Here is a 19,799-nt window from a genome sequence, read left to right as displayed (position 1 = left end):
CCCCGGGGCGGCGGACCTCGGCGCGCCCTCAGCGCGCCTCGGCCTCGGCCCCGGTCCCGACCCCGGCGGACGCCTGCGGGTGCTGCTCGGGGACGGCCGTGCCGCCGTACTGGTTCATCTCGGTCAGGCCGGGGCTGTACAGGTGGATGGAGACGGCCGGCTCCAGCGAGCCGTTGACCACCTCGTGCAGGTAGCCGGCGGAGAACACCCGCTGACCGCCGGGGCGCAGCGTCCGCGCGCCCTCTCCGGCGTGGGTGAGGGAGCGCTCGACCAGCTCGCCCCGCACGACGCTCATCACGCCGGAGGAGGCGCCGTGGTCGTGGAAGCCGCTGCTCTGGCCGGGCAGCCAGCTGAGCAGCCAGACTTCGTAGCCCGGGCCGGTCTCCAGCCGGGCGTACCAGCGGGTGAGCGCGTCGTAGCGGACCAGCGGCTCCCAGCGGGCCCGGTCGGCGGCGATCTCGCGCACCAGCCGGGAGTGGTCGGCGACGGTGACGGGGTGCCCGGGCAGGTCGGTGCGGGCCAGGTGCGGGAAGGCCAGCGGGTCGCCGGCGATGGAGACGTCGCTGAGGCCGTCGGCCCACGGGTGGTCGCCGGGGCGGGTGGCCGGGGCGGGGGCGCCGGGGCGGGTGGCGGCCCGGAGGCCGACGGGGGTCGCCGGAGGCTGGGGGAGGGTGAGCTTGCTGCGGTCGCGGTTCCGCTTGCGGATGCGGATCATTCGCACGGGAGTCGTCCTCGGAAGGGCTGGGGCGTCAGGGGATCAGCCGGATCCGGGATGTCCTGGGGCGGGAATCGCGGGCGGCCTCTGTGCTTCCTGGGCGGCGCGCGGCGGGACGGCGGGCGCCTAGATACAGCGGCAGGAACAGAGGCGACAACAGGAGTTCACGGCACGGCGGAGGGCGGAACCACTCCGGGGGCTGGCGAACTCTGACATAGGGGCAAGGACACCGCATCCAGGGGGGCGGTGTCAACTCGGGGAGAGCGGACATTCGGGCCGGATGGGTCATGAACTACCCGATGGGGTGATAAATCACCCTCTATGTTTCGATGGGAAGATCGCCGGGAAGGGAGGCCGATGACCGGCCTGTGGCGGTGACTGCGCGTCACCCGGCCCCCGGTTGCGAAGGGTTCACCGGCCTTCGAGGGCAAACGGGCGTGAGGTCCGATGTGTCCGGTTATGTACACTATTCGTAACGGCTTGGTGCCGGGGAGTGAATCCTGGCCCCAATACCAGAGCTCGGCTTGACTGGGCCAGAGTGACGCAACTGTAATTTCACTCGTGTCGTCGGCCGCACGAGGCAACGGCAACCACGGGGACGCCAATAGGGGCAGAGGAGGCGCGCCACATGAGCGAGCTCTTTGAGCTGTTGATCGGTGACGGCATCGAGGAGGAAGAGGAACTCGGCTGGCAGGAGCGCGCGCTGTGCGCCCAGACCGACCCGGAGTCCTTCTTCCCCGAGAAGGGCGGCTCCACGCGCGAGGCCAAGAAGGTCTGCCTCGCCTGCGAGGTCCGCTCCGAGTGCCTGGAGTACGCCCTGGCCAATGACGAGCGCTTCGGCATCTGGGGCGGCCTCTCCGAGCGCGAGCGCCGCCGGCTCAAGAAGAGCGCGGTCTGACCGGGGTGGACGCGTCCCCCGGATCCCCGGACTCCGGATCCTCGAAGCACCGGCCCGCACGGACGACCTGCGGCCAAGCGCCTCACCACTCGTGGTGAGGCGCTTTCGCGTTCCCGGACGGGCGGCCAGGACGGACGCCGTGGACGGAGCCGCCATCAGGAGCCGTTAGTGTGGTGCGCCATCCGGTTGCCGTTCACCGGCTGTGTCCACCGAGAACTGGGGCCCGCGCACTCGATGACCGTCTACAGCCACCAGAGCGGCTTCTCCTCCAGCAGGCCGCCCGCCTACGCCCGCCACCTGGTCACCGCCGTGATCGTCTCGCACGACGGCGCCCGCTGGCTGCCCCGGGCCCTCGCCGGCCTGCTCGGCCAGGACCGCCAGGTCCAGCGCGTCCTCGCCGTCGACACCGGCTCCACCGACGAGTCCCCGCGCCTGCTCGCCGAGACCCTCGCCGACTGGCTCCCGGAGAGCGGCCCGATCGTCCTCGGCCGCCGGGCCGGCTTCGGCACCGCCGTCGGCGAGGCCGTCTTCAACAGCCCCCCGCTGCGCCCCGAGGACCTGCCCTACCGGCTCGACCCCTCCGGCTACGACCCGGTCACCGGCGGCTGGGACGACTTCGGCGACCCGCTCGGCGAGGAGGACGACCTCGGCCGCGGCGGCCCCCGGGAGACCCGGCCCGTCGAGTGGCTCTGGCTGCTGCACGACGACTGCGAGCCGCAGACCGACGCGCTGCGCCGGCTGCTCCAGGTCGCCGACTCCACCCCCAGCGCCGCCGTCGTCGGCCCCAAGCTGCGCAGCTGGTACGACCGCCGGCAGCTGCTGGAGGTCGGCGTCAGCATCGCCCGCTCCGGCCGCCGCTGGACCGGTCTCGACCGGCGCGAGCAGGACCAGGGCCAGCACGACCAGGTCCGCCCGGTGCTCGCCGTCTCCACCGCCGGCATGCTGGTGCGCCGCGACGTCTTCGAGGAGCTCGGCGGCTTCGACAAGGCGCTGCCGCTGATGCGCGACGACACCGACTTCTGCTGGCGGGTCAACGCCGCCGGCCACCGCGTCGTGGTCGCCCCGGACGCCGTGCTGCGGCACGCCGAGGCCGCCAGCCGCGAGCGCCGCGCCATCGACTGCGGCCCCGCCCACCCGCACCGGGTGGACAAGGCCGGCGCCGTCTACACCCTGCTCGCCAACTCCAAGGGCGCGCTGTTCCCCTACGTCCTGCTGCGGCTGGTGCTCGGCACCCTGCTGCGGGTGGTCGCCAACCTGCTCGGCAAGGACCCCAAGCAGGCCTTCGACGAACTCGCCGGCCTCGGCCACGAACTCGTCCGGCTGCCCCGGCTGATGGCCGCCCGCAAACGCCGCTCCCGCAGCCGCTCCGCCGACGCCCTGGACGACCGCACGCTCTTCCCCGCGCCCGGCGCCACCGCCCGGCTGGCCGTCGAGGGAGCCATCGGCTCGCTCGGCATAGGGGGCGGCGACGACGCCGGCTCCGGCCGCCACGGCACCGCCGAGGCCGGCGGCGACGAGGACGCCGAGGACCTGGTCGTCGAGCAGTTCGCGCTGGTCAAGAAGCTCGCCCGGCGCCCCGCACCGGTGCTGTTCGCCGCCCTGCTGGTGTTCGCCCTGGTCGCCTGCCGCGGCCTGTTCGGCGCCGACGCCCTGTTCGGCGGCGCCCTGCTGCCCGCCACCGACGGCGCGGCCGGGCTCTGGTCGATGTACGCCGACGCCTGGCACCCCGTCGGCACCGGCTCCACCGCCGCCGCCCCGCCCTACCTCGCGGTGCTGTCGATCCTCTCCTGGATGCTGTTCGACCACGCCGACCTCGCGGTCACCCTGCTGGTCGTCCTCACCGTCCCGCTCTCCGCCGTCAGCGCCTACCTGGTCTCCCGGCCGCTGATCGACTCCAAGCTGGTCCGCGCCTGGGCCAGCGCCACCTACGCGCTGCTGCCCGCCGCCACCGGCGCGCTCGCCCAGGGCCGGATCGGCACCGCCGTGCTGGCCGTGCTGCTGCCGCCGCTGGCCCGCGCCGCCGCGATCACCGCCGGCCTCGGCATCCGGGACGAGAGCGCCGCCAAGGGCGCCCGCCCCGGCTGGCGCTCCGCCTGGATGACCGTCCTGCTGCTCACCCTGGCCACCGCCTTCGTGCCGCTGGTCTGGGCGCTGGCCGTCCCGCTCTGCCTGGCCATGCTGGTCATCGCGGTGGTCCGCGGCGGCGCCTTCGGCTCCGGCGTCACCGCGCTGCGCCTGCTCGGCCTGCGCGTCCTGGTGATCCTCGCGGTGCCGGTCGGCGTGCTGGCGCCGTGGTCGCTCCAGGTGCTCGCGGACCCGCAGCTGCTGCTGCTGGAGGCGGGCCTGCCCGGCCTGCACGGCGCCGGGCCCACCGCCACCGGGCTGCTCCTGGTCAACCCGGGCGGCGCCGGGGTGCCGCCGGTCTGGCTCTCCGCCGGCGTGGTGCTCGCCGCGCTGGCCGCCCTGCTGCGCGCCGACCGCCGCCGCGCGGTGCTCGCCGCCTGGGGCGCCGCCGGTGCCGGACTGCTGTTCGCCGTCGCGGTGGCCGGCACCTCGGTCACCCCGGCCTCCGGCGGCCCGGCCGTCCCCGCGTGGTCCGGCCCCGCCACCCTGCTGGCCGGCGTCGCCCTGCTGGCCGCCGCCGCGATCGGCGCCGACGGCGCCAACGCCCGCGTGGCCGGCATCGCCTTCGGCTGGCGCCAGCCGGTCGCCGCCCTGGTGGTGGCGGCCGCCGTGCTCGCCCCGCTGGGCACCGGCCTCTGGTGGGCCGTCACCGGCGCCGACGGTCCGCTGCACCGCGGCCGCGGCGCTCAGGTGCCCGCGTTCATCGCCGAGCAGGCCGGCACCACCGACCGCTCCCGCACCCTCGTCGTCACCGGCGACCCGAAGGGCGGCTCGGTCGGCTACACCGTGGTCCGCGGCGCCGGCCTGACGCTCGGCCAGGCCGAGTCCACCGTCGACCCCGCCACCGGCACCACGGCCGGCCTGGACAAGACGGTCGGCAGCCTGCTGGCCGGCTCCGGCGCCGACCAGGCGGGCGCGCTCTCCCGCTACGGCATCGCCTACGTGCTGGTCGACCAGCCGCTGATCGGCACCTTCAAGGACGTCCTGGACACCACCCCCGGCCTGGTCAAGGCCAACCAGGACGGCGGCGCCGCGCTCTGGCAGGTCGACGGGACCCCGGCCACCCGCGCGCTGATCACCGCCCCGGGCGCCGTCCCCGTGGTCGTCCCGGCCGGCGAGCGCGACCTCGACACCACCGTGCCGGCCGGCCCCGAGGGCCGGGTGCTGCGGCTGGCCGAGTCCGCCGCCCCGGAGTGGAAGGCCACCCTGGACGGCACCGCCCTGGAGCCGGTCACCGTCGACGGCTGGGCACAGGGCTTCAAGCTCCCGGCGGGCGGCGGCAAGCTGGCCGTCACCCGGGAGGGCGGCCTGCTGCACACCGGCTGGATCTGGGCCCAGCTGCTGCTCGGCCTGACCGTCCTGGTGCTGGCCCTGCCCGGCCGGCGCAACCACAACGACGACGACCTGCCCGAGGACGTGGTCGAGGCCGCCGCGCTGGCCGCCGCCGCCCAGGCGCAGGCCCCGGCCCCCGGCAGCCGCCGGGCCCGCCGGATGGCCGAGCGCGGCGAGGGCGCCGAGGGCCCGGTCCCGGACACCGACGAGCCGGACGCCGGGGTGTACGAGGGCCGGCCGGGCGCGATCCCGGCGCAGTCGGCCGCCGAGCCGGTGGCCGGGGCGGTCCAGGCGGCCGCCGCCGCGCAGGAGGCCGAGCCGTACGCCGACCCGTACCAGACGTACCAGCAGGCCGACCCGTACAGCTACGACCCCTACGCCGCCCAGCAGCCGGTCGGCGCGCCGTACGGCGGCCAGGGCTACGGCGGTCAGGACGGCTACCAGCAGCAGGGCTACCCGGCGTACCCGGCGGAGCAGCAGTACGGCTACGACCCCTACCAGCAGCCCGGCCAGCAGGCCGCCCAGCCCGGCCAGCAGCCCTGGGTGCCCGGCCAGCAGCAGGGCGAGCCCTACTACGACCAGCCGGACCCCAACGAGCCGCACGACCCGAACGCCCCGCACGGCCCGGGCCGGTACCCGCACCACGGATCGGGGAGCTGACCCGCGATGAAGAAGCCCGCCTTCAGGAAGAAGTCCACCGCCCCGGAGACCGCCCCCGCGGCCGCGCCCGCCGGGGCCGGCGACGGCGCCCCCGCCCCGCGGGGCTCCGGCGCGGCGAAGACCACCCAGTCGCTGCTGGCCGCGGCCGTGGTGCTCGCGGCGGTGTTCGGCATCGCCGAGCTCCGCCCGCCGGCCACCCCGGCCGCCACCGACCGGGCCACCGCCACCACGGCGCAGGTCGAGCGCAGCACCGCGGTCTGCCCGCAGCCGATCCAGGGCCTCACCGGCTCCACCACCCTCACCGCGTACACCCCGCCGGGCGCCGGCGAGGGCGCCGGCGGGGTCGGCTGGCTCTCCGACGCGGCCGCGCCCGCCGCCGCGCCGGCCACCGCGGCCCCGAGCGCCGCGCCGGCCGCCACCGGCGGCGCGCCCGCGGCTCCCACCGCGGCGCCCGCCGCCGACAAGGACACCGCGCCCTCCGACGCCCGGCTCACCCTGGCCAAGCCCGGCACCCCGGTGTCCGCCCCCGCCGCCAACGGCGACACCGCGCCCGGCACCGGGGCCGTCGCCACCGGCGCGCTCGCCCCCGGCTTCACCGTCACCCAGACCACCACCGTCACCGAACAGCGCGGCCTCGGCCTGTCCGGGATCACCTGCACGCCGTCCGGCACCGGTTTCTGGTTCGTCGGCGCCTCCACCGCCGAGGGCCGCAACGACTACATCAGCCTGGTCAACACGGAGGCCAGCGCCGCCGTGGTCGACCTCAAGCTCTACGGCGACAAGGGCCTGATCGAGAACGACGCCGCCAACGGCATCACCATCGCCCCCGGCAGCTCGCAGTCGGTGCTGCTGCCCACCCTCAGCAAGGGCCAGGTCGCCGATCTCGCCGTGCACGTGGTCGCCCGCACCGGCCGGGTCGGCGCCGCCCTGCACGCCGCCGACGGCAACAAGGGCGCCGACTGGGTGCCCGCCTCCGCCGACCCGGCGCCCGTCCAGGTGATGCCCGGCCTGCCCGCCGACACCGCGGCCGCCCGCCTGGTCGTCTGGGCCCCGCCGGAGGACGACGCCGACCTGAAGATCGAGCTCTCCGGCAAGAACGGCTGGTTCACCCCGGCCGGCAACGAGTCCATCCACGTCAAGGCCGGCATGGTGGCCGCCGTCGACCTCGGCAAGGTGACCCGCGACGAGGTCGCCGGCCTGCGGGTGTCGCCCAGCGACGACAAGCACCCCACCCCGGTGGTGGCCGGCCTGCGGATCGACCGCGCGGCCAACGGCAAGTCCGACGCCGCCTGGCTGGCCGGCACCGTGCCGGTCGGCGCCCGCGCCACCGTCGCCGACAACCGGGGCGGCGGCGCGTCCACGCTCTTCCTCACCTCCACCGGCGAGGCCGCCACCGTCAAGGTCACCGCCTCGGCCGGCACCGGCGGCGGCACCCCCGCCACCCAGGAGGTGCAGCTGCCGGCCGGCGGTACCGTCGCCCTCCCGGCGCCCGAGCCGGCCGGACTGAACGGCAGCTACGCGCTGACCGTGGAGACCGTCTCCGGCGGCCCGGTCGCGGCCGCCCGGATGCTCGCGATCACCACCAAGGACGTGCCGATGTTCACGGTCCAGGCGCTGCGCGACGACCGCTCCAGCGTCAGGGTCCCGCAGGCCTCCCAGGACCCGGGCGTGGTCCTGCGCTGAGCACCGACCGAGGAGGGGCCGCACCCGGGCACGGGTGCGGCCCCTCCGGCGTTCCGGCGCCGTTCCCGGCTCAGTCCTCGTCGTACCGTGGGTCGATGGCGTCGGGGGAGAGCCCCAGCAGCTCCGCCACCTGCTCGATCAGGATCTCGTGCACCAGCGCCGCGCGGTCCTCCCGCGACTTCGCCCGGATCTCCACCGGCCGCCGGTACACCACGATCTGGCTCTTGCGGCCCTTGCGGCCCGGCGAGACCCGGCCCAGGGGCACCCCGCCGTCCGGATCGGTGCCGTCCGGCTCGTGCAGCGGCACCTCCTGGACGGCGAACTCCACCTCGATCAGCTGCGGCCAGCGCCGCTCCAGCCGTTCCACCGACTCGCGGACGTAGTCGTCGAACAACTCGGAGCGGGTGAGCGAGATCGGGACCTGCGGCGGCGCCAGCGGGCCGCGCAGGCCCCGGCCGTGCCGGTCACGGTGCCGCGGGCGGCGCGAGGGACCCGTCGATGACTGCGGTGCGGAGCTGTCCATATCACTGCCGAGAGTAGTCCTTGGACGCCCGGAAGTGGACCACCCCCGCACCTGTTCGCCCGGGGCGAGCGGAGCACCGCGACGGCGCGCGCACGACGACACGGCACACCCTCCGGACAGGCGGTCTTCGCTCCCCGGCGGGGAGTGCTGTACCGTCCACCCTCGTGAGCTCTGTACGTCGTTGTTCGCGGACCGCGTGCGGCCGTCCGGCCGTCGCGACGCTGACGTACGTCTACGCGGACTCCACCGCCGTCCTCGGGCCGCTCGCCACCTACGCCGAGCCGCACTGCTACGACCTGTGCGCCGAGCACGCCGAGCGCCTCACCGCCCCGCGCGGCTGGGAGGTGGTCCGGCTCGCCGCCGAGGCCGGACCGCTGCGCCGCAGCAGCGACGACCTGGAGGCGCTGGCCAACGCCGTCCGCGAGGCCGCCCGCCCGCAGACCCCCCGTCAGGGCCGGGCCCCCGAGGGAGAGTCCACCGAGGGCGGCCGACGCGGTCACCTCCGGGTGCTCCGCTCGCCCGACAACTGACCCGCCGCCGGGCCCGCTCCCGTCCGCGCCCCGCGCGTGCCCGCCCCGCCCGTGGCCGCGCCACCGGTCCCGCCCCCGCACGAACCGTTCCGCCCGCCCGGGTACGCTGCCCCCCTACCGGGAACCGGCCGCCGCCGTGCCCGGACGTATGTGACCACGGGGCGACCAGCCCGCCGGCCAGGCCGCCGGCGCGTTCGCCGACCAGACAAGAACCAGGGTGGAGCCGCAGTGCGCGACCTCAAGCAGCTCGTGAAGGCGTACGACGTACGGGGCGTCGTCCCGGACCAGTGGGACGAGAGCCTCGCCCGGGCCTTCGGCGCCGCGTTCGTCCAGGTCACCGGCGCGACCGCGATCGTGGTCGGCCACGACATGCGCCCCTCCTCCCCGTCGCTGAGCCTGGCCTTCGCCGAGGGCGCGGCCGGCTACGGCGCCGACGTCGTGCAGATCGGCCTCTGCTCGACCGACCAGCTGTACTACGCCAGCGGCGCGTTCGACCTGCCCGGCGCGATGTTCACCGCCAGCCACAACCCGGCCCAGTACAACGGCATCAAGCTCTGCCGGGCCGGCGCCGCCCCGGTCGGCCAGGACACCGGCCTCGCCGAGATCCGCGAGCTGGTCGAGTCCTGGACCGGCGAGGACGACACCGTCACCGTCCCGGCGCGCGACGTGAAGCCCGGCACCCTCTCCGAGCGGGAGACCCTGCGCGGCTACGCCGACCACCTGCTCGGCCTGGTCGACCTCACCGCCATCCGCCCGCTCAAGGTCGTCGTCGACGCCGGCAACGGCATGGGCGGCCACACCGTCCCCACCGTCTTCGACGGCCTGCCGATCGAGCTCGTCCCGATGTACTTCGAGCTGGACGGCACCTTCCCCAACCACGAGGCCAACCCGCTCGACCCGAAGAACCTGGTCGACCTGCAGGCCGGGGTCCGCGAGGTCGGCGCCGACCTCGGCCTCGCCTTCGACGGCGACGCCGACCGCTGCTTCGTCGTCGACGAGCGCGGCGAGCCGGTCTCCCCGTCGGCCATCACCGCGCTGGTCGCCGCCCGCGAGATCGCCCGCGCCAAGGCCGCCGGCGAGGCCGAGCCGACCGTCATCCACAACCTGATCACCTCCTGGACCGTCCCCGAGGTGGTCCGCGAGCTCGGCGGCAACCCCGTGCGCACCCGCGTCGGCCACTCCTTCATCAAGCAGGAGATGGCCGTCACCGACGCCGTCTTCGGCGGCGAGCACTCCGCGCACTACTACTTCCGCGACTTCTGGCGTGCCGACACCGGCATGCTCGCCGCGCTGCACGTGCTGGCCGCCCTCGGAGGGCAGCCGGGCACCCTCTCCGCGCTCACCGCCGAGTACGACCGGTACGCGGCCTCCGGCGAGATCAACAGCACCGTCGCCGACCAGGCCGACCGCACCGCCGCCGTCCGCGCCGCCTTCGCCGTCGAGGGCACCACCGTCGACGAGCTGGACGGCCTCACCGTGGCCGGGCCGGACTGGTGGTTCAACCTGCGCGCCTCCAACACCGAGCCGCTGCTGCGCCTGAACGTCGAGGCCAAGGACCCGGCGAGGATGGCCGAACTGCGCGACGGCGTGCTGGCCGTCGTCCGCGCCTGACGTACGGCCCCGGTGCCCCGGCCGGTAGGGTTTCCTCTCGGCCGGGGCACCGCCGTGCCGTCCCGCCGCAACCCCCGCACCGAGACCGGAGACCGAACGCCATGAAGCTCGAATCCTTCCTGCTGGAGATCCTGGTCTGCCCGCAGTGCCGGGCCGCGCTCACCGAGGGCGGAACCGAGGAGCAGCCCGAGCTGGTCTGCACCGGCGAGGGCTGCGGTCTGGTCTACCCGGTGCGCGACGGCATTCCGGTCCTGCTGGTGGACGAGGCCCGCCGCCCGGCCTGATCCTGGACGGGGCGGCTTCGCCCTGACCGGGTACCGCCCGGGGCCGGCCGCCCCGCGTCCGCCGTCCTCAGCGCCCAGCCAGCCGGAGGCCCGCCGCATGCTCGACGACACCCTGCTCGACGACCCGGCCGCCCTCCAGCGCGCCGACCACGACCGCGCGCTGCTCGCCCTCGCCGGCTCCGGCGCCCGGGTCCGCACCGCCCTGCGGCTCGCCGACGCCGCCGGCCTGGACCGGCTGCGCCCCGACGGCCGCCCGCGCGCCGTTCTGGTCGCCGGGCACGGCAGCGCGCTGACCGCCGGGGAGATGCTGGCCGCCCTGGCCGGCACCGCGAGCCTGGTAGTCCCGCTGCCGCCCACCGATGCCGCGCCCGTCCCGCGCCCCGACCGGGCCACCGCCCCGGCCGTCTTCACCGCAGGCCTGGCCTGGCAGCTGCCCGGCTGGGCGGGCCCGCTCGACCTGCTGGTGATCAGCTCCGCCGGCGGCGGCGAGCGGGGCCTGGTCGCGCTCGCCGAGCAGGCCTACGCGCGCGGCTGCGCGATCGTCGTCACCGCGCCCGAGGGCAGCCCGCTCGCCGAGGCCGCGCTGCAGGTACGGGCGCTGCCGCTGCCCTTCGTGCCGTCCGCCGTCGAGGCCGCCGAGCCCGGTGGCCCCGGCCCCGCGGCCGGCCGCGGCGCCGAGCCGGACCTGCCCGCCGAGGACCCGGCCGCGCTCTGGGCCCACCTCGCGCCGCTGCTCGCGCTCACCCAGAAGCTCGGCGTCACCCAGCTGGCCTACGACGCGCTGCCGCTCACCGCCGACCTGCTGGACGCCACCGCCGTCCGCTGCCGGCCGGACGCCGCCGCGTACACCAACCCGGCCAAGGGGCTGGCCGCCCGGCTGGCCGGGACCGTCCCGCTGCTCTGGGCCGAGGGCCCGGTGGCCGGTGCCGCGGCCGTCCGGTTCGCCGGCCAGCTCGCCGACCGGGCCGGCCGCCCCGCCCTGGCGGGCCTGCTGCCGCAGGCGCTCACCGCGCACCGCGGCATGTTCACCGGCCAGCTGGGCGCGGGCGCCGACCCCGACGACTTCTTCCGCGACCGGGTCGAGGAGCCGGATCCGCTGCACCTCCAGGTGCTGCTGCTGCGGCACGTTCCGGAGGGCGAGGGCGAGGGCGCCGGAGCGTCCGGCGCCGGGGCCTCAGGGTCGTCCGGGTTCGACACGCCGGGGGAGGCGGACGGCGGTCCCACCGAGGTGCCGGCCGACGACGCGGGCCCGCGCAGCTTCGGCGCCGCCCGGGCGTACCGGCTCGCCACCGCCCACGACGTCCGGCTCACCGAGTACGCCAGCCACCGCTCCGACCCGCTGCACGCGCTGGCCGACCTGGTGGCGCTCACCGACTTCGCCGCCGTCTACCTGGGCCTCGCCGTCGCGCAGTCCTGAGCCGACGCCGGGCGGCCCGGTACCGTATGCGGTCGACGACGACCGGCAGACCGGGCGTCCGGCACGGGCCGCGCGGACGGCCCCCGACGGAGGGACCTTCCGGGCATGAGCACCGAAGGCGGTACCAAGGCGCTGGTCGCGGCGCTGACCGCGAACCTGGGCATCGCGGTGAGCAAATTCGTGGCCTTCGCGTTCTCCGGCTCCTCCTCGATGCTCGCCGAGGGCGTCCACTCGCTGGCCGACTCGGGCAACCAGGTGCTGCTGCTGGTCGGCGGCAAGCGGGCGCAGCGGGCCGCCACCCCCGAGCACCCGTTCGGCTACGGGCGCGAGCGGTACATCTACGCGTTCCTGGTGTCGATCGTGCTGTTCAGCGTCGGTGGCATGTTCGCGGTCTACGAGGGCTACGAGAAGATCGCCCACCCGCACGAGCTGGACAACTGGTACTGGCCGGTGGGCGTGCTGGTGTTCGCCATCGCACTGGAGAGCTGGTCCTTCTTCACCGCGTTCCGCGAGGCCGCCAAGGACAAGGGGACGCACGGCTGGACGTCGTACATCCGCCGGGCCAAGGCGCCCGAGCTGCCGGTCGTGCTGCTGGAGGACACCGGAGCGCTGATCGGCCTGGTGCTGGCGCTGTTCGGCGTGGGCCTGACCGTGATCACCGGGGACGGCGTCTGGGACGGCATCGGCACGCTCTGCATCGGCCTGCTGCTGATCGTCATCGCGTTCGTCCTGGCGATCGAGACCCGCTCGCTGCTGCTCGGCGAGTCGGCCCACCCCGAGGTGGTGGGCCGGATCCGTGACGCGCTGGTCGACCACGACTCGGTCGACCGGGTCATCCACATGCGCACCCTGCACCTCGGCCCCGAGGAACTGCTGGTCGCCGCGAAGATCGCCGTCCCGGCCGACTCGACGGCCGCCGAGGTCGCCGAGGCCATCGACGCCGCCGAGGTCCGGGTGCGGCGGGCGGTGCCGATCGCCCGGGTGATCTACCTGGAGCCGGACATCTACAGCGCCGAGAAGGAGGCGGCGGGCGACGACCCGTACGCGACGCCCGGCGGGCCGGTCCCCGGCGGCGCGCACTGAGGTGCGCGGGCGCCCCGGGCGGGGGCCGGGCGGGAGGCCGAAAAAGGCCGTAGCGGGCCGCCGTCCGGGGCCGTCGGTGTAGATTCGTCCCCAGAGCCAGAACGTCGCTGCTGATGGCGGTCGATCGGCGGCCCGCCCCCGCGGGGGTGCGCGCCGGTCGAGGGAGAGAGGTCCTCCGACGGTTTGTGCCGAGCAACAGGGCATCCGTGCCGCGCCGGTTCGACCGTGCCGCGGGCCGGGCGCCCTGGCGTCGCCGCACACCCGTGCGGCCCGCCGTGTTGTGACGCACCTCAGGACCTCGGACACGCCCCACCCCCGTCAGCGAGGAGCAGACGCATGTCGACCGACATCACCGGTGACTTCAAGGTCGCCGACCTTTCCCTGGCCCCGTTCGGCCGCAAGGAGATCCAGCTCGCCGAGCACGAGATGCCCGGCCTGATGGCGATCCGCGCCGAGTACGCCGAGTCGAAGCCGCTGGCCGGCGCCCGGATCACCGGCTCGCTGCACATGACCGTGCAGACCGCCGTCCTCATCGAGACCCTCACCGCCCTCGGCGCCGAGGTCCGCTGGTGCTCCTGCAACATCTTCTCCACCCAGGACCACGCCGCCGCGGCCATCGCCGTCGGCCCGGAGGGCACCCCGGAGAACCCGCAGGGCGTGCCGGTCTTCGCCTGGAAGGGCGAGACCCTGGACGAGTACTGGTGGTGCACCGAGCAGGCGCTGACCTGGCCGGACGGCAAGACCCCGAACATGATCCTGGACGACGGCGGTGACGCCACCCTGCTGATCCACAAGGGCGTCGAGTTCGAGAAGGCCGGTGCCGCGCCGGACCCGTCCACCGCCGACAACGACGAGTTCCGCATCATCCTGGAGCTGCTCAACCGCACGCTCGTCGAGACCCCGAACAAGTGGACCGAGGTCGCCGCCACCATCAAGGGCGTCACCGAGGAGACCACCACCGGTGTCCACCGCCTGTACGAGATGCACCGCGACGGCAAGCTGCTGTTCCCGGCGATCAACGTCAACGACTCGGTCACCAAGTCGAAGTTCGACAACAAGTACGGCTGCCGCCACTCGCTGATCGACGGCATCAACCGCGCCACCGACGTCCTGATCGGCGGCAAGGTCGCGGTCGTCTGCGGCTACGGCGACGTCGGCAAGGGCTGCGCCGAGTCGCTGCGCGGCCAGGGCGCCCGGGTCATCGTCACCGAGATCGACCCGATCTGCGCGCTGCAGGCCGCGATGGACGGCTACCAGGTCGCCACCCTGGAGGACGTCGTCGAGACCGCCGACATCTTCATCACCACCACCGGCAACAAGGACATCATCCTGGCCTCCCACATGGCGCGGATGAAGCACCAGGCCATCGTCGGCAACATCGGCCACTTCGACAACGAGATCGACATCGCCGGCCTCGCGAAGCTCCCGGGCGTCGTGAAGACCGAGGTCAAGCCGCAGGTCCACGAGTGGCGCAAGGACGACGGTCGCACCATCATCGTGCTGTCCGAGGGCCGCCTGCTCAACCTGGGCAACGCGACCGGCCACCCGTCCTTCGTGATGTCCAACTCCTTCGCCAACCAGACGATCGCCCAGATCGAGCTGTTCACGAAGACCGCGCAGTACCCGATCGGTGTCTACGTCCTGCCGAAGCACCTGGACGAGAAGGTCGCCCGCCTGCACCTCGACGCGCTGGGCGTGAAGCTGACCACCCTGACCCAGGAGCAGGCCGACTACATCGGCGTTCCGGTCGAGGGCCCGTACAAGCCGGAGCAGTACCGCTACTGATGCGGTGACGCTCGACGAGACATCCCGGTGGCCGACGCCCCCTCCCCTGTGGAGGGCGTCGGCCACCGGCGGTTTCCGGGGCGGGATCAGCGCACGACGTCGCGGGTCCAGCCGGCCGGGTCGGTGCCGAGCGGCGTGACCCGGTCCAGCCAGCCCTGGAGCCCGCCGACCGCGGCGAACGGCTCGTCGCCCTGGCTGGACATCGCGCACACGTGCAGCCCCCGCTCGGTCTTGCAGGCGCGCGGGACCTCCTCCTCGCCGGAGGTCAACGGCCGGCGCTTGTACGCCGGGTCGGGTTCGGCGTCGGGGCGGGCGATGACCGCGATGTAGCCGTTCCCCAGCTTGTAGCTCACCGAGGCCTCCCAGGCGTAGCCCATGGTGGAGTCGACGCCGATGTTGAACGCGCCGCCGTCCGGGACGGCGTCCGCGGGCACGTCCCGCAGGGTGAACGGCATGGCCGCGGCCTGCGGGCCGGTCCGCACGCCCGCGGCGATCCTGGACAGCAGCTCGGCCACCGGATCGGCGTCCATGTAGGCCGCGGTCAGCTCGGCCCAGCGCCCGTCGGGCAGCCGGAACACCAGGATGCGCTGGCCGCCCAGGCCGGTCGGCGTGTCCGGCCCGATGCCGCGCCAGTACGCCGGCTGCCCGTTCACCGGCGCGGTGTCGATCAGGTGCCATTCGACGTTCGGCACCGCCCCCGCGGCCGGCGGCTGCTCACTGGCGCCGTAGACGCTCAGGAAGATGAGCTTGCGGTTCGGGTTGTCCGGGCTGACACGCGCGCCGATGGCTTTGATGCTCAGCTTCCACGGTGCGGTGGTCGGTCCCGAGTTGTACGCGTACTGGTCGAAGCCGGTGGGCAGCCAGCCGAACGTCGTGTCCACCACCATCGGGGTGCGGCCGGTGTCGGGCCCGAAGCGGGGGAGGGCGGGCTCCGCGCCGGCGAGGCCCGTGGCGGCGGCGTCCGGCGGGCGAGGGTCCCCGAACGGCAGGGCGGCGGCGACCACCGAGGCGCCGAGGACCACCGCCGCCACCGCGCCGAGCACCCCGGCCCGGCGGCGGCGCAGCCGGGAACGGCCGGCGCGGATCGCCCACCCGGTGTCCAGCCGACTCGCGGGCGCGGGGGAGTCGGCGAGCGCGGTGAGCCCGGCGACCAGGTGGTGCTCCTCCCGGTCGGTGACGGGGGCGGAGTCGTGGGTGCGGTCGGTCATGACGCGGCTCCTTCTGCCGGGACCGGGATGCGGAGCTCGCGCAGCTCGCGGAACTCCTCCCGGACCTGCCACTGGTCGAGGGACCGGCGCAGCGCGTCGAGGCCCCTGGAGGACTGGCTCTTGACGTTGCCCGTGGAGCACTCCAGCGCGGCGGCGGTCTGCTCGACCGTCAGGTCGCAGTAGTAGCGGAGGACGACGGTGGCCCGTTGCCGGGGCGGCAGCGCGGCCAGCGCCCGGCGGAGGTCGACCGAGGCGTCCACGTCCAGCGCGGCGACGGCCTTCTCCGGAACCGTCTCGGTGCCGCGGCGGGCGGTCCACCGCCACCACGGGGAGCGCTGCTCGGCCAGGAAGGTGTTGAGCAGGACGGTCCGGGCGTAGCCGTCCATGTTCTCCACCCCGGAGAGCCGGCCCCAGCGGACGTACAGCTTGGTGACGGCCTCCTGGACGAGGTCGTCCGCGCGGTGCCAGTCGCCGCAGAGCAGGTAGGCCACCTTGCGGAGCCACGGCGCCCGAGCCGCGACGAACTCCGTGAACTCGGCGTCGCGGTTCTGATTCGCCATGGATGAACGCTCCCCCTCTCGGTGGCGCCGCGGGCGCGGCGTCCACCTCCCTGATGCGTCCCGCGCGCGGGAGGTTGCATGGCTTCTCGATCTCGACGGGACGGCCCGGCGCGGCGCGGACGTAGGCTTTCGGGCATGCCCAACGGCCGGTACTCGCTCCACGACACCCACGACCACGTCCTGCTCGGCGAGGAGCGGTTCAGCTGCGCGCCCGGCCCGGTCGGCTGGCGGTACGTCTCCAAGACGTACGCGCCGGACGGCCGCGTCCTCGGCACCGTGGACCTCACCCTGGACTCGCGCGCCCGGCCGCTGCGGATGGAGCTGCGGGCCGGCGGCTGGCAGGTGCGCGGCGGCGCCGTCGACGGGGTGGCCTGGGTGCGGGCCGACGCGGCCGACCCGGCCGGCGAGCAGGCGGCGGAGGGGCACGACCGGGCCCACGGCTTCACCGGGCGCTCGCCCGGTTTCCTGGTCGCCACCGCGCGGCTGCTGCGGCTGCGGGAGGGGGCGAGCGCGCGGGTGCGGCTGGTCGCGTTCACCGAGCCGGTGCTCGCGCCGCGCACCTTCGACCAGGGCTGGCTGCTGGAGGGGGTCGACACGCACGCGACGGACGAGGGGCCGCTGGTCGTCGAGCGCTACCAGGTCGCGGACCTGGAGACGGGCGAGCAGCAGGTGGTGCACCTGGCGGGGGACGTGGTGCTGGCGGCGGGCGGGGTCGAGCTGGAGGAACTGGAGTCACCGCCGAACCCCTGGCCTGCCGAGTTCGGCTACGGCGAGGGCCTCGGCGGCTGACGGGCGCCGGGGCGGGCTCGGGCGGGCGGGCTCAGGCGGGCGGGGCGAAGCCGCCGCCGGAGGCCGGGGGCGTCGGCGGAGCCGGGGGAGCGGCCGGGGCGGCCGGGGTGCTCGGCGGGGCGGGCGCCCAGCTCTGCTGCTGGGCCTGCGCCTGGGCGTGGGCCTGCTGCTGCGCCTGGGCCTGCTGCTGGGCCTGCTGGAACGCGTAGCCCTGCGCCCGGCTCCACTCGCGCCGCTGCCGCTCGGTCAGCACCGCGCCCAGGTACGCCGCCGGGTGCACCCCGTACGGCACCGGGTGGCCGGTGCGGGCCACCAGGTCGTCCGCGAGCCGGGCGGACATCTGGTGCGCGACGGCCTGGTCCAGCTCGCCGATCCGCCCGAGGAACTGCCGGACGGCCAGCCAGAGCGGCTCCGGCACGGCCGAGAGGTCCAGCGCGACCAGTTCGCCGCCGATCGCCTGGAGCAGCTGCGGGTTCACCGGCGGCAGCGCGATCGCCGCACCGCCCCCGCCGGGCACCCGCTCGCGGACGACCAGCGTCCCCGCGAAGACGTCGCCCAGCCGCTTGCCGTCCGAGGACACCACCGAGCAGACCACGGCCGGCACGCCGAACAGGACGATGATCTCCAGGAAGCCGACCAGCCCGCGCACCAGCGCGTGCCGGAACCGCACCGGCCCGCCGTCGCTGCGCACCACCCGGAGCCCGAGCGCGGCCTTCCCCAGCGAACGCCCCCGGGTCAGGGTCTCGATCATGACCGGCAGCGCCACCAGGAAGAAGACGGTCAGCCCGATCTCCACCGCGGCGACCGCCGCGCCGTCCAGGTCCACCAGAGTCAGGCTCAGTACCAGGGTCGTGGCCAGCAGCCCGGCGATCTGCACGGTGAGGTCCAGTGCGATCGCGAGCCCCCGGCTCGGAAGCTTCGCCGCGCGCAGGCCGAGGACGACCGCCTCGCCCGTCACCAGGTCGCTCAAGACACCCGTCCGTTCCCGTGGAGGTACGCGGTTCGTGGGCGGGGAATCCGGTGGATCGGCCCCCACGATCCCGTGATCTGCTGCCGTCAACATACGGGGCCGCGGAGCCCGCCGGGAAGGGAGGTCCCGGCGGCCGCTTCGCCGCCCGGCCCTGGCATGCTGGGCCCACCTGTCCGCACCGCCCGACCTCGCGCCCCGCGCCGATCATGGAGCCGCCGCATGGACCTGGACGTCTTCGTCGCCACCCACCAGGGGGAGTGGGCCCGGCTGGACGCCCTCGCCAGGAAGCGGCGCCCGACCGGCGAGGAGGCCGACGAACTCGTCGCCCTGTACCAGCGCGCCACCGGGCACCTGGCCAAGGTCCAGGCCGCCGCGCCCGATCCGACCCTCGAAGGCCGGCTCACCAGTCTGGTCTCGCGCGCCCGTGACGCGGTCACCGGCAGCCGGACCAGTGGCTGGCGGGACGTCGCGCGCTACTACACGGTGAGCTTCCCCGCCGCGCTCTACCGCTCGCGCCGCTGGTGGATCCCGGTGGCGGTGCTCTCGCTGCTCGCCACCGCGCTGGTCGCCTGGTGGGTGGCCGGCCACCCCGAGGTCCGCAACAGCCTGGCCGCGCCCGACGAGCTCCGCGAGATGACGAGGCCGGGGGGCGCGTACGAGACCTACTACTCCGACCGCCCGGCGAGTTCCTTCGCCGCCCAGGTCTGGACGAACAACGCCTGGATCGCCGTGCAGTGCCTGCTCTACGGGGTGGTGCTCGGCCTGCCGGTGCTGTGGGTGCTGTGGAGCAACGTCCTCAACCTCGGCCTCGGCGTCGGGCTGATGGCGTCCGCCGGCCGGCTCGACGTCTTCCTCGGGCTGCTCATCCCGCACGGGCTGCTGGAGCTGACCGCCGTCTTCGTTGCCGGCGGCCTGGGACTGCGCCTCGGCTGGACGATCATCGATCCCGGCCCGCGGACCCGCGCCACCGCGCTCGCCGAACAGGGGCGCTCGATCATCGGCATGGGAATCGGTCTGGCCACGGTGCTGGCGCTGTCGGGCGTCCTGGAGGCGTTCGTGACCCCGTCCGGTCTGCCGACCTGGGCCCGCATCATGATCGGCGCGCTCGCCGAGGTCGCGTTCCTGCTCTACGCGCTGGTGTTGGGCCGAAAGGCCGCCGCGGCCGGCGAAACCGGCGACATGGACGCGGCCGACCGGGCGGACCTGCAGCCGGTCGCGGCCTGAGCCGATGTGATCAACAGGCCCCTGACCTGCTACTCTTCTCGCATCCCGGCTAAACCATTGACGTGGTAAGGGTGGGCTAGTAGGTTTGAACGGTTGGGACCGGCTGGACAGCAGCCGGGCTCAGGCGTTAGTGTCTACGACACCGCCGAGTCGAGGCGAGTGTGCTTCATCGAATGCACGCCCTCTCCGACAAGGTAAATCCCGGAACTGAGCACACCGAAAGCTTTGATAAGCTTCGGAGCGAAGTCGAAGGAAATCCCTCCAGCGGGAATTCAGAGAAACGAAAGCCGGTCAAACCGGCCGCGAGGATCTGATAAGCTGGAAACACGAAAGAACGAAGCGCCCGGAGGGCCGGTGTGAAAGCCGCCTGATGGAAGCGTCCGTTCCTTGAGAACTCAACAGC

Annotated in this window: 16 protein-coding genes; 11 read left to right on the top strand and 5 right to left on the bottom strand. The window is 74.7% G+C overall.

What is annotated here, in order from left to right; all coding sequences use genetic code 11:
- Positions 1 to 28: 28 nt before the first annotated feature.
- On the bottom strand, positions 29 to 553 hold the full coding sequence (locus ABT238_RS32840; protein WP_350570503.1) for a cysteine dioxygenase: 525 nt from the start codon (positions 551 to 553) through the stop codon (positions 29 to 31).
- A 790-nt stretch (positions 554 to 1,343) separates the two neighbouring features.
- Between ABT238_RS32840 and ABT238_RS32835 the strand changes: the two genes are divergently transcribed.
- The 3 genes from ABT238_RS32835 (at position 1,344) to ABT238_RS32825 (ending at position 7,412) form a co-directional block, all read left to right on the top strand.
- Positions 1,344 to 1,613 (top strand): WhiB family transcriptional regulator, encoded by a 270-nt coding sequence (locus ABT238_RS32835; protein WP_030310813.1) that lies wholly within the window; start codon positions 1,344 to 1,346, stop codon positions 1,611 to 1,613.
- Positions 1,614 to 1,781: 168 nt separating this feature from the next.
- Entirely contained in the window at positions 1,782 to 5,729 is a 3,948-nt protein-coding gene (locus ABT238_RS32830; RefSeq protein ID WP_350570440.1) for a glycosyltransferase, read from the top strand.
- Positions 5,730 to 5,735: 6 nt separating this feature from the next.
- Entirely contained in the window at positions 5,736 to 7,412 is a 1,677-nt protein-coding gene (locus ABT238_RS32825; RefSeq protein WP_350802350.1) for a DUF5719 family protein, read from the top strand.
- A 70-nt stretch (positions 7,413 to 7,482) separates the two neighbouring features.
- On the opposite strand, the gene ABT238_RS32820 is transcribed toward ABT238_RS32825, so the two are convergent.
- Positions 7,483 to 7,935, bottom strand: a complete 453-nt coding sequence (locus ABT238_RS32820; protein WP_350570436.1) for a metallopeptidase family protein — start codon at positions 7,933 to 7,935, stop codon at positions 7,483 to 7,485.
- Between the two features lie 164 nt (positions 7,936 to 8,099).
- Here ABT238_RS32820 and ABT238_RS32815 point away from each other — a divergent pair, with 164 nt between their 5' ends.
- The 6 genes from ABT238_RS32815 (at position 8,100) to ahcY (ending at position 14,645) form a co-directional block, all read left to right on the top strand.
- Entirely contained in the window at positions 8,100 to 8,465 is a 366-nt protein-coding gene (locus ABT238_RS32815) for a DUF3499 domain-containing protein (protein ID WP_280686050.1), read from the top strand.
- Positions 8,466 to 8,693: 228 nt separating this feature from the next.
- The gene (locus tag ABT238_RS32810; RefSeq protein ID WP_350570434.1) at positions 8,694 to 10,076 is read left to right on the top strand and encodes a phosphomannomutase/phosphoglucomutase; all 1,383 of its coding nucleotides are present in this window, start codon (positions 8,694 to 8,696) and stop codon (positions 10,074 to 10,076) included.
- Positions 10,077 to 10,177: 101 nt separating this feature from the next.
- The gene (locus ABT238_RS32805; RefSeq protein ID WP_344321698.1) at positions 10,178 to 10,360 is read left to right on the top strand and encodes a Trm112 family protein; all 183 of its coding nucleotides are present in this window, start codon (positions 10,178 to 10,180) and stop codon (positions 10,358 to 10,360) included.
- 97 nt (positions 10,361 to 10,457) lie between these two features.
- Positions 10,458 to 11,777: an SIS domain-containing protein gene (locus ABT238_RS32800; RefSeq protein WP_350802343.1), complete on the top strand. Its 1,320-nt coding sequence runs from the start codon at positions 10,458 to 10,460 to the stop codon at positions 11,775 to 11,777.
- A 105-nt stretch (positions 11,778 to 11,882) separates the two neighbouring features.
- Positions 11,883 to 12,860 (top strand): cation diffusion facilitator family transporter, encoded by a 978-nt coding sequence (locus ABT238_RS32795; protein WP_350802342.1) that lies wholly within the window; start codon positions 11,883 to 11,885, stop codon positions 12,858 to 12,860.
- Positions 12,861 to 13,196: 336 nt separating this feature from the next.
- Positions 13,197 to 14,645 (top strand): adenosylhomocysteinase, encoded by a 1,449-nt coding sequence (gene ahcY, locus ABT238_RS32790; RefSeq protein WP_350570429.1) that lies wholly within the window; start codon positions 13,197 to 13,199, stop codon positions 14,643 to 14,645.
- Between the two features lie 86 nt (positions 14,646 to 14,731).
- On the opposite strand, the gene ABT238_RS32785 is transcribed toward ahcY, so the two are convergent.
- Together ABT238_RS32785 and ABT238_RS32780 are read right to left on the bottom strand one after the other, a co-directional pair.
- A complete protein-coding gene (locus tag ABT238_RS32785; RefSeq protein WP_350570428.1) occupies positions 14,732 to 15,853 on the bottom strand; it encodes a hypothetical protein in 1,122 nt (373 codons plus the stop codon).
- Positions 15,850 to 16,413 carry a SigE family RNA polymerase sigma factor gene (locus tag ABT238_RS32780; RefSeq protein ID WP_350570426.1) on the bottom strand — a complete coding sequence of 188 codons (564 nt, stop codon included), beginning with the start codon at positions 16,411 to 16,413 and terminating at the stop codon, positions 15,850 to 15,852. Before ABT238_RS32780 ends, ABT238_RS32785 begins: the two co-directional genes overlap by 4 nt.
- Before the next feature lie 135 nt (positions 16,414 to 16,548).
- On the opposite strand from ABT238_RS32780, the gene ABT238_RS32775 reads away from it, so the two are divergent.
- Positions 16,549 to 17,202: a hypothetical protein gene (locus ABT238_RS32775; protein WP_350570424.1), complete on the top strand. Its 654-nt coding sequence runs from the start codon at positions 16,549 to 16,551 to the stop codon at positions 17,200 to 17,202.
- Between the two features lie 31 nt (positions 17,203 to 17,233).
- On the opposite strand, the gene ABT238_RS32770 is transcribed toward ABT238_RS32775, so the two are convergent.
- Positions 17,234 to 18,172, bottom strand: a complete 939-nt coding sequence (locus tag ABT238_RS32770) for an RDD family protein (protein WP_350802339.1) — start codon at positions 18,170 to 18,172, stop codon at positions 17,234 to 17,236.
- 219 nt (positions 18,173 to 18,391) lie between these two features.
- Here ABT238_RS32770 and ABT238_RS32765 point away from each other — a divergent pair, with 219 nt between their 5' ends.
- Positions 18,392 to 19,396: a stage II sporulation protein M gene (locus ABT238_RS32765; RefSeq protein WP_350802336.1), complete on the top strand. Its 1,005-nt coding sequence runs from the start codon at positions 18,392 to 18,394 to the stop codon at positions 19,394 to 19,396.
- Positions 19,397 to 19,799: the final 403 nt, after the last annotated feature.

Source organism: Kitasatospora sp. NPDC001527 (genome assembly GCF_040298605.1).
Taxonomy (GTDB): Bacteria; Actinomycetota; Actinomycetes; order Streptomycetales; family Streptomycetaceae; genus Kitasatospora.
Note: the sequence above shows the minus strand (reverse complement) of the source record. Positions and strands in the feature narration are given on the sequence as shown.

Coding starts and splice junctions, on each gene's coding strand:
- ABT238_RS32835 (WP_030310813.1), top strand. CDS start 1,344: ATGAGCGAGCTCTTTGAGCTGTTGATCGGTGACGGCATCGAGGAGGAA.
- ABT238_RS32825 (WP_350802350.1), top strand. CDS start 5,736: ATGAAGAAGCCCGCCTTCAGGAAGAAGTCCACCGCCCCGGAGACCGCC.
- ABT238_RS32820 (WP_350570436.1), bottom strand. CDS start 7,935: ATGGACAGCTCCGCACCGCAGTCATCGACGGGTCCCTCGCGCCGCCCG.
- ABT238_RS32805 (WP_344321698.1), top strand. CDS start 10,178: ATGAAGCTCGAATCCTTCCTGCTGGAGATCCTGGTCTGCCCGCAGTGC.
- ABT238_RS32800 (WP_350802343.1), top strand. CDS start 10,458: ATGCTCGACGACACCCTGCTCGACGACCCGGCCGCCCTCCAGCGCGCC.
- ABT238_RS32795 (WP_350802342.1), top strand. CDS start 11,883: ATGAGCACCGAAGGCGGTACCAAGGCGCTGGTCGCGGCGCTGACCGCG.
- ahcY (WP_350570429.1), top strand. CDS start 13,197: ATGTCGACCGACATCACCGGTGACTTCAAGGTCGCCGACCTTTCCCTG.
- ABT238_RS32785 (WP_350570428.1), bottom strand. CDS start 15,853: ATGACCGACCGCACCCACGACTCCGCCCCCGTCACCGACCGGGAGGAG.
- ABT238_RS32780 (WP_350570426.1), bottom strand. CDS start 16,413: ATGGCGAATCAGAACCGCGACGCCGAGTTCACGGAGTTCGTCGCGGCT.
- ABT238_RS32775 (WP_350570424.1), top strand. CDS start 16,549: ATGCCCAACGGCCGGTACTCGCTCCACGACACCCACGACCACGTCCTG.
- ABT238_RS32765 (WP_350802336.1), top strand. CDS start 18,392: ATGGACCTGGACGTCTTCGTCGCCACCCACCAGGGGGAGTGGGCCCGG.